General features: G+C 71.4%; 13 protein-coding genes and 2 pseudogenes. 6 read left to right on the forward strand and 9 right to left on the reverse strand.

Annotated features, from left to right (window positions below; genetic code table 11):
* Positions 1–37: 37 nt before the first annotated feature.
* A complete protein-coding gene (locus OG435_RS38485; protein WP_266884370.1) occupies positions 38–214 on the reverse strand; it encodes a hypothetical protein in 177 nt (58 codons plus the stop codon).
* A gap of 312 nt (positions 215–526) precedes the next feature.
* On the opposite strand from OG435_RS38485, the gene OG435_RS38490 reads away from it, so the two are divergent.
* A complete protein-coding gene (locus OG435_RS38490) occupies positions 527–889 on the forward strand; it encodes a hypothetical protein (protein ID WP_266886458.1) in 363 nt (120 codons plus the stop codon).
* Between the two features lie 100 nt (positions 890–989).
* Here the strand turns inward: OG435_RS38490 and OG435_RS38495 are convergent, their stop codons facing one another.
* Positions 990–2,477 (reverse strand): SDR family NAD(P)-dependent oxidoreductase, encoded by a 1,488-nt coding sequence (locus OG435_RS38495; RefSeq protein ID WP_266884372.1) that lies wholly within the window; start codon positions 2,475–2,477, stop codon positions 990–992.
* Positions 2,478–2,677: 200 nt separating this feature from the next.
* Between OG435_RS38495 and OG435_RS38500 the strand changes: the two are divergent.
* A pseudogene (locus OG435_RS38500) lies at positions 2,678–3,406 on the forward strand (DMT family transporter); the annotation flags it as partial.
* Between the two features lie 279 nt (positions 3,407–3,685).
* Here the strand turns inward: OG435_RS38500 and OG435_RS38505 are convergent.
* Positions 3,686–4,915, reverse strand: a complete 1,230-nt coding sequence (locus OG435_RS38505; protein ID WP_266884374.1) for a transglycosylase family protein — start codon at positions 4,913–4,915, stop codon at positions 3,686–3,688.
* 208 nt (positions 4,916–5,123) lie between these two features.
* On the opposite strand from OG435_RS38505, the gene gndA reads away from it, so the two are divergent.
* On the forward strand, positions 5,124–6,569 hold the full coding sequence (gndA, locus tag OG435_RS38510; RefSeq protein ID WP_266884376.1) for an NADP-dependent phosphogluconate dehydrogenase: 1,446 nt from the start codon (positions 5,124–5,126) through the stop codon (positions 6,567–6,569).
* 353 nt (positions 6,570–6,922) lie between these two features.
* Here gndA and OG435_RS38515 read toward each other — a convergent pair whose 3' ends face one another.
* From OG435_RS38515 to OG435_RS38540, 6 genes and pseudogenes are all read right to left on the reverse strand, one after another.
* Positions 6,923–7,285, reverse strand: a complete 363-nt coding sequence (locus OG435_RS38515) for a GNAT family N-acetyltransferase (RefSeq protein ID WP_266884378.1) — start codon at positions 7,283–7,285, stop codon at positions 6,923–6,925.
* 14 nt (positions 7,286–7,299) lie between these two features.
* On the reverse strand, positions 7,300–7,719 hold the full coding sequence (gene panD / locus OG435_RS38520) for an aspartate 1-decarboxylase (protein WP_266884380.1): 420 nt from the start codon (positions 7,717–7,719) through the stop codon (positions 7,300–7,302).
* A 247-nt stretch (positions 7,720–7,966) separates the two neighbouring features.
* Positions 7,967–8,323 (reverse strand): AAA family ATPase, encoded by a 357-nt coding sequence (locus OG435_RS38525; RefSeq protein WP_266884382.1) that lies wholly within the window; start codon positions 8,321–8,323, stop codon positions 7,967–7,969.
* Between the two features lie 120 nt (positions 8,324–8,443).
* Positions 8,444–8,824, reverse strand: coding sequence for an MmcQ/YjbR family DNA-binding protein (locus OG435_RS38530; RefSeq protein WP_266884384.1), 381 nt, complete (start codon positions 8,822–8,824; stop codon positions 8,444–8,446).
* Positions 8,821–9,213: an MmcQ/YjbR family DNA-binding protein gene (locus OG435_RS38535; RefSeq protein WP_266884386.1), complete on the reverse strand. Its 393-nt coding sequence runs from the start codon at positions 9,211–9,213 to the stop codon at positions 8,821–8,823. The genes OG435_RS38530 and OG435_RS38535 overlap by 4 nt, the downstream gene beginning before the upstream one ends.
* Before the next feature lie 135 nt (positions 9,214–9,348).
* Positions 9,349–9,606 (reverse strand): annotated as a pseudogene (locus OG435_RS38540) (NADPH:quinone reductase); the annotation flags it as partial.
* An 84-nt stretch (positions 9,607–9,690) separates the two neighbouring features.
* On the opposite strand from OG435_RS38540, the gene OG435_RS38545 reads away from it, so the two are divergent.
* The 3 genes from OG435_RS38545 (at position 9,691) to OG435_RS38555 (ending at position 13,346) form a co-directional block, all read left to right on the forward strand.
* Positions 9,691–11,199: a carboxylesterase/lipase family protein gene (locus OG435_RS38545; protein ID WP_266884388.1), complete on the forward strand. Its 1,509-nt coding sequence runs from the start codon at positions 9,691–9,693 to the stop codon at positions 11,197–11,199.
* Between the two features lie 265 nt (positions 11,200–11,464).
* Entirely contained in the window at positions 11,465–12,172 is a 708-nt protein-coding gene (locus OG435_RS38550) for a tRNA-dependent cyclodipeptide synthase (protein WP_266884390.1), read from the forward strand.
* A complete protein-coding gene (locus OG435_RS38555) occupies positions 12,162–13,346 on the forward strand; it encodes a cytochrome P450 (RefSeq protein ID WP_266884392.1) in 1,185 nt (394 codons plus the stop codon). The genes OG435_RS38550 and OG435_RS38555 overlap by 11 nt, the downstream gene beginning before the upstream one ends.
* The last annotated feature ends 18 nt before the right edge of the window (positions 13,347–13,364 follow it).

Below are 13,364 nucleotides of genomic sequence, written 5' to 3' on the forward strand. Positions count from 1 at the left end.
CGTACACCGGGGCGACGGGCGGACCGCGCCTACGCGTCTAGTCGATGCCGGGCAGGATGTGCGGCTCCGCGAGGTCGTCCTCGTAGCCGGCGAGCCGGATCGGAGCGGACCGGGCCCAGACCTCCAGGTTGCCGAGGGTCTCGGGGCGCTTGCTGTTCCGCGTCCCCGTCCGTTCCCTGGGAGCCTGTTCCGTCGTCGTCAGTTCTGGTGTCACCGCGCACTCCTATGTGTCGCGTAACCCGGCGGGCGAACCGCGCGCCGGTGCGGGAAGAGAAGGTTTCCGGACGCGGTGGCGCCTTGGTGGAGCGAGGGCCCGTGTGGGGCTCTCTTGGCGATCAGAGTACACATATGAGCGCACCCCTGCTCGATAGCATAGTAAAATCCGCTCCGGACAGCTTGTTTTCGCCACGAGTTCATCACCTCGCACGTCGGCGCGTCGCGTACGGCTGATCTGCTCGACGGCGCCATACGGGTGATACGCGGTCGGGCGACGGAAGGAACGACAGTGGCGAAGTCCGAGGTGCCGGTGGTCGTCGGAAGCGTCGGGGAACTGATGGACCTGCTGCGGAGCGGGCACGGCGACGGCCATGGGCTGCGCGTCGCCGCGCTGCTGCGCCGGTCGCACCCCTCCGACAAGGAACTGCAGGTCGCGGGGCTGTTGATCGATCACCCCGCGGAGGCGATCCGCCCCTTGCTGGGCGAGCGGGTGGCCCGGCTCGTACGGCTCCACGGACCGGGGGCACCGGCTCCCGGGCCCGACCCCGACGCGGAGTCCCTCGGCCACGCGGCGGAGGCGGGCCGCTCCACGGGGCTGGACGCGGGCGTGCTGGAGGACTGGCGCCCGGTGCTGGAACTGGTCGCGGCGGGGGCCTACGGCCGCACCGCCTGAACGGGGAACGCCCCCGGCCCCTCTCGCAAGGAGAGCAACCGGGGGCGCTCATATGAGCCGAGGTTGGTGGCCCGGGGCGGGCGACCCGGGGCCCTGCGGTCTACCAGTTGGCGGGCGCGTAGTCCTTGAGGAAGACCCCGTACAGGTCCTCGCCGAGCTCGCCGCGGACGATCGGGTCGTAGACCCGGGCCGCGCCGTCGACCAGGTCGAGGGGGGCGTGGAAGCCCTCCTCGGCGAGCCGCAGCTTGTCGAAGTGCGGGCGCTCGTCCGTGATCCAGCCGGTGTCGACCGAGGTCATCAGGATCCGGTCGGTCTGGAACATCTCCTGGCCGCTGGTCCGCGTCACCATGTTCATCGCGGCCTTGGCGGCGTTGGTGTTCGGGTGTCCGGCGCCCTTGTAGCCGCGGCTGAAGACACCCTCCATCGCCGAGACGTTCACCACGTACGCCCGCCCGCCGGCCGCCTTGCGCGCGGCCTCGGCCATGGCCGGCCGGAGCGCGCTGATCAGGATGAACGGCGACGTGTAGTTGCACAGCTGGGTCTCGAGCAGCTCCACCGGGGAGATCTGGTCGATGGTCTGCACCCACGTGTTGCTCTCGACGACGTCGGGCAACAGGCCGCCCGCGTCGATGGCGGTGCCGGCGAGGTGCCGCTCCAGGCTGGCGTTGCCCGCGACCAGTGCGAGGTCGGCGACCTTCTGCGCCTCGAGCCCGCTCACGCCGATGGGCAGCGCCGCCAGGCCGTCGACCGCGCCGGAGTTGAAGGCACCGATGACGTGGTGGGCGGGGAGCTCGCCGGCCGGGAGCGGGGCGCTCTCCCCCTCGACCAGCGCCGCGTAGGCGCTGGGCAGGCGGCGCACGGTCTGGGTCGCGTTGTTGATCAGGATGTCGAGCGGACCGGCCGCGGCCACCTGGTCGGCGAGGGCCACGGACTGGGCCGGGTCGCGCAGGTCGATGCCGACGACCTCCAGCCGGTGCATCCAGTCCGCGGAGTCGTCCATCGCCTTGAAGCGGCGGATGGCGTCCTTGGGGAAGCGGGTGGTGATCGTGGTGTGGGCGCCGTCGCGCAGCAGCCGCAGCGCGATGTACATGCCGATCTTGGCCCGGCCGCCGGTGAGCAGCGCGCGCTTGCCGGTGAGGTCGGCGCGGGCTTCCCGCCTGGTCCGGTTCTCGACGGCGCAGCTCGGGCAGAGCTGGTGGTAGAAGTAGTCGACCTCGACGTACCTCGCCTTGCAGACGTAGCAGGAGCGCGGGCGCTCGAGGATCCCGGCGATCCGGCCGGTCTCCGTGACCGAGGAGGGCAGCAGGCCCTCGGTCTCGTCGTCGATGCGCTCGGCGGAGCCGGTCGCGGTCGCCTCGGTGACGGCCCTGTCGTTGGCGGTCTTGGCGGCGCGCCGGTCCTGGCGGCGGCGCTGCTTGACCGTCCGGTAGATACCGGCGGTGGCGCGGCGCACGGTGATCGCGTCCGGGTGGTCGACGTCGATCTTGTCGAGCTCGTCGAGCACGCTGAGGCAGAGGGCCAGGCGGTCGGGGTCGATGCCCGGCCCGAAGGCGTGGCCCTGCTCCTGGCTGTCTTCGGTCACCGTCATACCCGCTGCGTTCCTTGATCAGTCGTCCGCGTCCGCCGGATGCGGAAGTCCCCAAAAGGGCTAGTGTACGGATCCTGCGGGCGGGAAGACAAACGCACTCCGCCGCTCCGGACTACTGCGTTAGGAGTACGCCCCAGGGCGTACCCGTCCCCGCCTTCAGGGGGAGGAATAGCTCTCCGGACTCGGGCATTGTGACTTTTATGAGCGCCCTAGCTTTCTCGGTCCTGCTGTGCCTGGTGTCCGCCGTGGCGTACGCGGCCGGAGCGATCGTCCAGGAGCGGGTCGCGGCCGGTACGACGGGCCGGCCGTACGCCCCGGTGCGCCGGCCCGCCTGGTACGCCGCGATCGCGCTGAACGGCCTCGGGGCCCTGCTGCACGTGGTGGCGCTCGCCTTCGGACCGCTGAGCCTGGTGCAGCCGCTCGGCGCCCTCACCATCGTCTTCGCGCTCCCCATGGCGGCCGTTTTCGTACGGCGGCGGGCGGGTGCCGCCGCCTGGCGCGGGGCCGTACTAGCCACGGCCGGTCTGGCCGGGCTGCTGGCCCTGACGGGCGGGGGCGGGCGGGCCGAGCAGTCCCTGTCGGGCGGGGAGCAGAGCCTGCTGCTGACGGCGACCGGGGCCCTGGTGTCCGTACTGTTCCTGGCCGCGCGCCGGGTGCGGCGGGTCACCGCCCACAGCGTGCTGCTGGCCACGGCGGCGGGGGCCGCCTTCGGGATGGCCTCGGTGTTCACCAAGTCGGTGGCCGAGAGCTTCGCCCCGGACGCGCTGGTCACGCTGTGGCCGGAACTGACCGCGATCGCCGCGCTGGCCACGGCCGGACTGCTGCTGTCGCAGGCGGCCTACCGGGGTGCTGGGATGACCGCCCCGCTGGCCACCTTGACGGTGGCCAATCCGGTGGTCGCGGCGGCGGTCGGCATCGCGCTGTTCGACGAGGGCTTCCGCTACGGGGCGGCCGGCGCCGCCGCGGCGCTGGTGAGCGCCGTGGCGGCGGCGACCGGGCTGGTCCTGCTCACCGTCGCCCCCCGGGAGGCGCGGGTGCCCACACCGTCGGGACCCGCGGCGGTTCCGGCTCCGTCCGCGGCCGGGACCCGATCGGCGGCCGGTACTCGTTCCGCGGCCGGTACTCGTTCCACGGCCGGGGTTCGCACCCGGTCGGTGGCCGGGACGCTGTCCGTGGGCGGGACACCGTCTTCCGCCGCGGCCCCGGCTTCAGATGCTGACTCCGTGCGCCCGCAGGTACCTCAGCGGGTCGATGTCGGTGCCGTAGCCGGGTCCCGTGCGCACCTCGAAGTGCAGGTGCGGCCCGGTCACGTTCCCCGTCGCCCCGGAACGGCCGATCCGCTGCCCGCCGGAGACCGCCGAGCCGGCTTTGACCGAGACCGCCGAGAGGTGCGCGTACTGGGAGTACCGGCCGTCGGTGTGCCGGATGACGACCTGGTATCCGTACGCACCGGCCCAGCCCGCTGACACGATCTGCCCGCTGCTGACGGCCTTGACGGTGGTCCCGGTGGCCACCGGGAAGTCGATCCCGGTGTGGTAGCCGCTGGACCAGGACGAACCCGCGACGTGATAGCCGGTGCCGAGGCCCGCGTCGACCGGGGCGCTGAAGGCTCCGGAGGGGGTCTGCGGCTTTTCCGCGGGCTTCGCGGGCTTGGTGCCGGCCTGCTCGGCGGGCTTGGCCGGCGCCACGGGCTTCACGGGTTCGGCCGTGCGCGGCGGCTTCTCCGGGTTCTGCGCGGGCGGCGCGGCCGTGACGCGCAGGGTGAGCCGCTGCCCGGGGAAGATCAGGTCCGGATCGCCGCCCACGACGGCCCGGTTGGTCGCGTACAGGGACTGCCAGCCGCCCTCGACGTGCTGCTCGGTGGCGATCGCCGACAGCGAGTCCCCCGGAGCGACGACATAGGGGTTGGGCAGGACGGAACCACCGGTCGGGCGGGGCGTCGTGTCCGCAGTCGCGGCCTTCGGAGCCGCCTTCGGGGTGGTCCGGGCCACGACCTTCGGCGCCGTCGCCCTCCCCGGGCCCGTCACCTTGCCCTGGGCCCCGAGTGCGGGCGCCGGGCCGCTGCGGCTCAACCCCGCCTGCTTCCCGCAGACCGGCCAGGCCTGCGGCCCCTGACCCTTCAGCACCTTCTCCGCCACGGCGATCTGCTGATCCCTGGTGGCCAGATCCGCACGGGCGGCGTATGCGGTTCCGCCGAAGGCGCGCCAGGTGCTCTGGCTGAACTGGAGTCCGCCGTAGTAGCCGTTGCCGGTGTTGATGTGCCAGTTGCTCGTGGATTCGCAGGCGGCCACCTTGTTCCAGGTGTCCACCGACGCGGCGTGTGCCGCGCCCGCTCCGATCAGGGGCAGCGCGATCCCGGCTCCTCCCGCGGTGACGACGAGCGAAGCACGGTTGATGCTGCTCGGCTGATACCGGCGGTGCCGGCCCCGTACACCCATGGGAGCCCCCATCGAAGACATCAGGAACCTCGCAACCTAACGCCACGACCGGGGCATGACAAGGCGCACAACACAACGCGTTCGAGCGGAAGTTGATTTATCGCCGAATGTATGACGCCGGTAAGGATCTCCGTCGGGGTAGCGTCGGTGTTTCCTGCATTCCTCCGCACATCGGATGCATTGTCGACGCCCTCAGGAGCGCACGCACATGACCAGCAGCACCGCCCAGATCGGAGTCACCGGACTCGCGGTGATGGGCAGCAACCTCGCCCGCAACTTCGCCCGCAACGGCTTCACCGTCGCCGTCCACAACCGCACCACCGCCAAGACCACGGCGCTCGTGGAGGAGTTCGGCCACGAGGGATCCTTCGTGGCCGCCGGGAGCGCGAAGGAGTTCGTGGACGCGCTGGAGCGCCCGCGCCGTCTGATCATCATGGTGAAGGCCGGCGAGCCGACCGACGCGGTGATCCGCGAGTTCGCCCCGCTGCTGGAACCGGGCGACGTGATCATCGACGGCGGGAACGCCCACTTCGAGGACACCCGCCGCCGCGAGAAGGAGCTGCGCGAGCAGGGCCTGCACTTCGTGGGCGTCGGCATCTCGGGCGGCGAGGAGGGCGCGCTGCTCGGCCCGAGCATCATGCCCGGCGGATCCGAGGAGTCCTGGGCCTCGCTCGGCCCGATGCTGGAGAAGATCTCCGCCAAGGCCGCCGACGGCACGCCCTGCACCTCGCACGTGGGCCCCGACGGCGCCGGGCACTTCGTGAAGATGGTGCACAACGGCATCGAGTACGCCGACATGCAGCTGATCGCGGAGGCCTACCACCTGCTGCGCGAGGTGGCCGGCTACTCCCCCGCGAAGATCGCCGAGACCTTCCGCGCCTGGAACCGGGGCCGGCTGGACTCGTACCTGATCGAGATCACCGCCGAGGTGCTCGCGCACACGGACGCCGCGACCGGCCGGCCGTTCGTGGACGTGGTGGCCGACGCCGCCGAGCAGAAGGGCACCGGCCGCTGGACCGTGCAGATCGCCCTCGACCTGGGCGTGCCGGTGTCGGGCATCGCCGAGGCGGTCTTCGCCCGCGCGGTGTCGGGCCACGGAGAACTGCGCACGGCCGCCCGGGGTCTCGCGGGTCCGCAGGCCGAGCCGCTCTCCGCCGAGGCCGCGGACGCCTTCGCGGCCCAGGTGGAGCAGGCCCTGTACGCCTCGAAGATCGTCTCGTACACGCAGGGCTTCCACCAGATCCAGGCCGGCAGCGAGGAGTACGGCTGGAGCGTGGACCCGGGCGCCGTGGCCTCGCTGTGGCGCGGCGGCTGCATCATCCGCGCCGCGTTCCTGGACCGGATCCGGGCCGCGTACGACGCCCGCCCGGAGCTGCCGAGCCTGCTGGCGGACGCCGGCTTCGCCGATGAGATCGGCGCCGCGCAGCACGACTGGCGCGAGGTGCTGGTGGCGGCGGTCCGCCAGGGCATCCCGGTACCGGCCTTCGCGGCCTCGCTGGCGTACTACGACGCCCTGCGCTCGGAGCGGCTCCCGGCCGCCCTGACCCAGGGCCAGCGCGACTTCTTCGGGGCGCACACCTACCGGCGCACCGACCGCGAGGGCTCCTACCACACCCTGTGGAGCGGCGACCGCTCCGAAGTCCGTACGGACTGACGCGTACGGGCCGGCGCAGACCTACTGGGCCTACTGGCCGGCGCGGCCGCCGTCCGCGTCGGCCGGACGGCCCGGCGTCAGCCGCTCCGCGTCAGCTCCACGGCTCCGGCGCCGGCTGCGGCGCGGGGCCGGGCGGCGGCGGAACCGGGTCGGGTTCGGGCACGGGACCCGGCGTCGGCGGCTCGGGCCGGGGCAGCGGCCCCGGTTCAGGGAACGGGTCGGGCACCGGGGCCGGGCCGGGGACGGGAGGCTGTGTCATACCTCCAGCCTCCCCCGGTCCGCGTTCCGGCGCCCGCCGGGCCGCTGCCGCAGGGCGGCCGCAAGGCCGGACAGGACCGGCGGCCCGGACGGCGTCACCAGAGGTCGGAGTCCGAGTCGAGCTGCGCCTTGGCCGCGGCCACCACCCCGGCCGGCGCCTCGGGCGCCTGCTCGGGGTGTTTGGCGGCCCAGCTCGCGGCATACGGGCAGAGCGGGACCACGGGTACGCCCTCGTCGGCCGCGATCCCGTAGAAGGTCTTCACCATGCTCCCGGCGATCCCGCGGCCCTCGTGCCCCGGCTCGACGACGGTGTGCACCGCCACCAGGGCGTGGGGCGCCTCGGCGACCACGAAGTAGGCGATGTATCCGACCACCGCCCCGTCCTCGACGGCCAGCAGCCGCCCGGACGGGCGGTCGTCCACGATCTTGACCGATTCGCTCGACCCGCTCTGCGACATCGTCTCGACTCCCCTCAGACAGCCACCGCGTGGGGGCTGCGCTCCTGGTCCGTTCCCGGAACCGGGGCGGACGGATCCGCACCCAGCTCGATGATGCGATTGCCGGCGTCGACATGCACGACACGCGGCTCGAACACGCGCGCCTCGGCGTCTTCCATCTGCCCGTAGCTGATGAGGATGACCAGGTCACCGGGGTGCACGAGGTGCGCGGCGGCCCCGTTGATCCCGATGACCCCCGAGCCGCGCTCACCCTTGATGACGTACGTCTCGAGCCGCGCCCCGTTGGTGATGTCCACGATGTGCACGAGCTCACCGGGCAGCAGATCCGCCGCGTCGAGGAGATCGGCGTCGATGGTCACGGACCCGACGTAGTGCAGGTCGGCCTGGGTGACGGTGGCCCGGTGGATCTTGGACTTGAACATGGTGCGAAGCATTTTGAACTCCTAGAAGACGGCTCCCTGCCAGCTTTCCGCAGGTCAAGGGCGTTCTTCACTGTACATCGGCACGCGTCAGATCGAAGTCTATTAGGAAGATCGGCCCCCTCTGGCGAGAGGGCTCCCTGCCTGCACTTCCATGCGAACCAGGCTGTCGTGACGCCGCCGACCAGGCGTCCAATCGGTCAGCCACTCTGGAACGCCTGAGGACTGATGCTGATCAGATGCTGACTTGCCTGACGGCACATCAGAGACATGGGGGCACAGGACGACCCGCTCCCCCCGGGAGCCGCCTCAGACTTCCGACCGTGATCAATTGGCCGGTCGCCGCGAGGCGGGTTGCACCCTCCGCATCGGGCCAGTTGCCGTGCTGCCAGCACTCACTCCCGCCTGACCGAATTGCCCAAGCTCGTAGACCACCTCGCTCACCCCTTCCCTCCGGTGACTCTTTCAGCCACATCTGAGAAAGCTGCCGACAGTGGCTCAAGGCAAGACCGGTGCGCTCGGCCAGGAGGCGGGCGATGGTGGTCCTTCCGCAGCCGGGCGGGCCCCACAACAGTGGAGACCAAACGCCGTCCGGCCACCATGCGGCCAAGCGGGACATCCGGGGCCAGGAGATGGTTCTGGCCGACCACGTCGGCGAGGGTACGCGGGTGCAGCCGATCGGCCGGCGGGCGCGGCGGCTCGTCGCCGAACAAGGGCGGCGCGGGTTCCGTGCGGGTCATCAGATGCCCTGGCTCAGCGAGGCATCCTTGGGCGGTGGGCCGTGGACGAGGTCGTAGGAGTGGCTGACCAGGTACTCGATCAGGTCGGCGGTGATATCGGGGCCTGCGCCGACCGAGATCCAGTGCGCCTTGCTGAGATAGCGGCCCGGCACGATGCTCTCGTAGCGCATGCGCAGCGAACTACCCTGCTCCGGCTCGCACTTGACGGTGATGATCTGTTCGGCAGGCTCGTCGGGGGCATCGGTGACGATCAGGAACACTTTGCCCGCCGTCTTGTAGACGTCGAGCTTCGGGGTGAAGGGGCGGTCTTGGCTGACGTCCGGGAGGCCGGTGGCCGTGCGGCGCGCGGTCCGCCGGATCCGGGCACCGGTGAGGGTCACCGCGCCCCCGCGCGGATGCCGAAGGTCTTCGGGTTCACGGGCTGCTTGGCCTTGGGGAGTCGGGCGACGACCAGCCGGTAGGAGTCGGTGACCAGACCCTCGACCAGGTGCGGGTCGATCGAAGCACCGGGAGCGAGGGTGATCCCGTGCGTCTTGTTCATGTGGTAGCCGGTAGTGATGTCCGCGTGCGTCGCCCGCAGCGCCTCGGCCTCCCCCGGCCTGGACTTGAGGATGACGACCGGTCGGCCGGGCACCCCCGTCATGAGCATGACAACCTTGCCGTGGACCTTGAAGACCTCCCATTCAGGCCCGAACCGGTACTCCAGTGTGGCCATCGGCAGGCTCTCACCTCGCTCCCGGGCCGTCTCCTGCAGGGTCTGTCCATCCATCAGGGCAACCTCCCTTTCGTGTCCGGTGGTTGAGCATCGTTTCAGTCGAGTACGACGACGTGCTTGCCCGGGAACGCGCCGGACTCCGAGTCGGCCTGCGCCTCGCGGACGGATTCCGGGCCGTGATACACCGGCATCGGCGATCTCACCGTCGTCGAGGACGGGGTGATCGACGCCGAGGTCGCACCGCATGTCCGCGCGGTCGGGGCGGCGGGTGGTGGCCAGCACGGTGGCGCCCAGGCCCTTGGCCATGGCGGCGGCAGTCAGACCGACCGTGGACGTGCCGCCGCGGATCAGCAGAGTCTGTCCGGCACGCAGGTCCAGGCCGGTGGCCAGGGAGCCGTAGGCGGTCTGGACCATCTCCGGGAGCGCGCCGAGCGTCGCCCACGGCAGGCGACGGGCGCCGCACTGCTCTCCGGGGTGGCGGGCGGGCGCGCGGCCCAAGCCGCCCCGCGCACGGCCCCGTCCCCACCCGTCGTGGTCCTGCCCTCGGGCCGACTGCTCGGGGGCACGGAAGGGGGTCTCGCCGTGTTCAAGGGCATTCCCTACGCGGCGCCGCCGATCGGCGCCCTCCGGTGGCGGCCTCCGGTGGCGGCCGGCCCAGCCCACCCCGGCTGGCAGGGCACGCGCGACGCGACCGCCTTCGGCCCCAGCGCCCCGCAGCCCTACCGGGAGGGGGGCGACCAGGTGCTCGGCACCCACGGCTCGCCGCCCTTCGACGAGGACTGCCTCACCCTCAACGTCTGGACGCCCGGAACGGACGCCGCCAAACGCCCCGTCATGGTGTGGATCCACGGCGGCGGCTTCATCTCCGGATCCGGCTCGATGCCGGGCTACTCCGGCGAGACCTTCGCGCGCGACGGCGACCTCGTCGTCGTGACCGTCAACTACCGCCTCGGCCCCCTGGGTTACCTCCACTTCGGCGAGGAGGGCGCCGGCGGGAACTTCTGGCTCACCGACCAGCTCGCCGCCCTGCGCTGGGTGCGGGACAACATCGCCGCGTTCGGCGGCGACCCCGAGGACATCACCCTCGCCGGCCAGTCCGGCGGCGCGCTGTCGGTCGCGGCGCTGGCCGACGTCCGTCCCAAGGGGCGCCCGCTGTTCCGGCGCGCCGTCCTGCAGAGCCCGCCGCTCGGGCTGAAGATCCCCACCCGTACCGAATCCCTGGAGCGCACCGCCGCCTACCTGGACATCCTGGGGGCCCGGAACGTGACGGAACTGCGGGCCGTGCCCTGGCAGCGCCTGATCGCCGCCACCTTCGAGATGTTCGGGCGCACCGGACGGTGGGGCTACTGGTCCACTCCGTTCCTGCCGGTGCTCGACGGGGTCACGCTGGACCGCGACCCCGCCGATCTGCTGCTCGGCGGAGCCGGGGCCGACATCGACGTCCTGGTCGGCTGGACCAGGGAGGAGGCCAACTTCGCCTTCGCGCTGAGCGAGCCGTACGCCGCCGCGACCAGGGACCAGGTGGTCGCCCGGGCGCGGGACACCTTCGGGAACCGCGCGGAACAGGCGTACACCGCGTACGAGGAGGCCCGCCCGGGCGCCCGGCCCGTGGACGTGCTGATGGATCTGATCACCGACGAGCTGTTCCGCATGCCGGCCGTGGCGCTCGCCGAACGGCGGGCGGCCCGCGGACGTCCGGTCTGGGCGTACCAGTTCAACCTTCCGACCCCCGCGCACGGCGGAAGGCTCGCGGCCGCGCACTGTCTGGAACTGCCCTTCGTGTTCGACAACTTCGACAAGTGGGCGCAGGCGCCCTTCCTCGCCGGTCTGAACCCCGGGGTCCGGGACGGTCTGGCCTCGACGATGCACGCGGCATGGATCTCCTTCATCCGCACCGGCGACCCCAACCACCGCCCCATGCCCCGCTGGGACCGCTACGACCAGGACACCCGCACGACGATGACCCTCGACTCCGTCACCACCGCCGTCGCCGACCCCGCGGGTTACTGGCGGCGCCTGCACCATCCGGCGGGCCGGTAACCGCCGGCCACGCCTTCGGGGGTCGCCGGCCCGGGGCCCGGTGACCCTCCGCGCATGGCGCGGACCAAGCCGGCGACCACCCCAATTCGAGCCACTGGCTGGAGAACGTGCTCGTCGCCCCGGGCAACGGTGGTGTCCAGCAGGTGAGTTACTTGCCGGAAGGCATAGGACGGCGCGCAAGGTTCCGGTAGCTTTCCGTCACGTCGCCGCCACACCCGGGGCACAGGGCCCCATGGGACTTGCGGCGCGAAGGACCCGACTCCTGTTGACGACAGCGACCGAAGTCTTCACAGTCCGGCCGTACACCCCGCACTGCCAGGTGATCAATACCGAAGGCGATCACGCCGTGATCGGCATATCGCCCGGAAACAGCTACTTCTCCGCCCAGCGTGTCCTTGATCTCGCGCAGTGGGGCATGCGCAACTTCGCGCAGGTCGATCTCATCTATACCGACCTGCACGTGGCCGAGATGTACGAGGCCCTTGGCTACGACCCCGACGAGGCGCGGCGCAAGGCCGTCAAGAACCTCCGCGGCGTCCGTGCCAAAGTCAACAACGCCGCGGCGGAGACCGACCCCACCGGCGCCCGGCTACGCGCCCGGCCCATGTCGGCCCTCACCGACATCCCCGCGTACCGCAGGCTCCACGCCCACCTGTACAACCTGCTCGACAGCGACCCGGAATTCCGCAGCACCTGCAATTCCCTGGTCGACTCGTTCCTGTCCTCCAAGGTGCTGGGCGGGGAGACCGCCACCACCCGGCAGCGCGAAGTCTGCCTGGAGTACGTCTGCGCCGAGGCGCCGCTCTTCCTCGACACCCCCGCCATCCTCGGGGTGCCGTCCTCCCTCAACTGCTACCACCAGCTCCTGCCGATGGCGGAACTGCTCTATTCGCGCGGCTCCGGCCTGCGCGCATCCCGCAACCAGGGCCACGCCGTCATCACCCCCGCCGAAGGATCATCCGATGTCCACTGAGACCCTCCTCGACTTCCCCTTCTCCGCGCGCGGCGACCAGCTCCCCCACCAGGTGGAGGAGTTGCGGGACGAGCCGGTCAAGCGGGTTCGTACCATTGCCGGGGACGAAGCCTGGCTCGTGTCCTCCTACGAGCTGTGCAAGATGGTCCTTGAGGATCCCAGGTTCAGCCTGAAGGACACCTCCGCCCCCGGGGTGCCCCGCCAGTACGCGCTGACGATCCCGCCCGAGGTCGTCAACAACATGGGCAACATCACCGGCGCCGGCCTGCGCAAGGCCGTCCTGAAGGCGATCAACCCCAAGACCGACGGCCTCACGGACTGGATGCGCGCCGAGGCCTCCGCCCTCGTCGACGGCCTCCTCACCCATGGGGCGCCGGTCGACCTGCGCGGCCAGTTCACCAACCCGTACGCCGAGAACCTGCACTGCCGCATCCTCGGCATCCCGCAGGCCGACGCCCCGCGCCTGGCGTCCAGCCTCGACATCGCGTTCATGAACTCGGCCTGCCCCGTCACCGGTGCCAAGCTCAACTGGGACCGGGACATGGCCTACATGGTCGAGCGCCTGGACGACCCCGCCACCACCGGGCTCGTCGCGGAGCTGGCGGCCCTGCGTGAGGACCCCCAGTACGCCCACCTCACGGACGAGATGCTCGCCACGGTCGGGGTGACCTTCTTCGGCGCCGGCGTCATCTCCACCATGGGCTTCCTGACGATGGCCATCTTCTCCCTGCTCCAGAACCCGGACGTATGGGAGCAGTTGCGGAAGGCGCCGGAGAAGATCCCGGCCGCCGTGGACGAACTCCTGCGGGTCAACCTCTCGATCGCCGACGGCCTGCCCCGTCTCGCCCTCGAGGACGTCACCCTCGGGGACGTCGAGGTGAAGAAGGGGGAGCTCCTCCTCGTGCTGGTCGAGGGCGCCAACACCGACGCCGCCGTCTACAGCGACCCCCACGTCGTCGACATCGACCGGGAGAACGCGGGCACCCACCTCTCCTTCGGCGGCGGACAGCACTACTGCCCCGCCACCGCCCTCGGCAAGCGGCACGCCGAGATCGCCATCGAGGTGCTCCTGGAGAAGATGCCCCGCCTCCAGCTCGCCGTGCCGGTCGACCAGCTCGTCTGGCGCACCCGCTTCATGAAGCGCATCCCCGAGCGGCTCCCCGTCCTGTGGTAGCCGCCCGGTAGGACGCAC

The organism is Streptomyces sp. NBC_01264, assembly GCF_026340675.1.
Classification (GTDB): Bacteria; Actinomycetota; Actinomycetes; order Streptomycetales; family Streptomycetaceae; genus Streptomyces.

Coding starts and splice junctions, on each gene's coding strand:
- OG435_RS38495 (WP_266884372.1), bottom strand. CDS start 2,477: ATGACGGTGACCGAAGACAGCCAGGAGCAGGGCCACGCCTTCGGGCCG.
- OG435_RS38505 (WP_266884374.1), bottom strand. CDS start 4,915: ATGGGTGTACGGGGCCGGCACCGCCGGTATCAGCCGAGCAGCATCAAC.
- gndA (WP_266884376.1), top strand. CDS start 5,124: ATGACCAGCAGCACCGCCCAGATCGGAGTCACCGGACTCGCGGTGATG.
- OG435_RS38515 (WP_266884378.1), bottom strand. CDS start 7,285: ATGTCGCAGAGCGGGTCGAGCGAATCGGTCAAGATCGTGGACGACCGC.
- panD (WP_266884380.1), bottom strand. CDS start 7,719: ATGCTTCGCACCATGTTCAAGTCCAAGATCCACCGGGCCACCGTCACC.
- OG435_RS38525 (WP_266884382.1), bottom strand. CDS start 8,323: ATGTCCCGCTTGGCCGCATGGTGGCCGGACGGCGTTTGGTCTCCACTG.
- OG435_RS38535 (WP_266884386.1), bottom strand. CDS start 9,213: ATGGATGGACAGACCCTGCAGGAGACGGCCCGGGAGCGAGGTGAGAGC.
- OG435_RS38555 (WP_266884392.1), top strand. CDS start 12,162: ATGTCCACTGAGACCCTCCTCGACTTCCCCTTCTCCGCGCGCGGCGAC.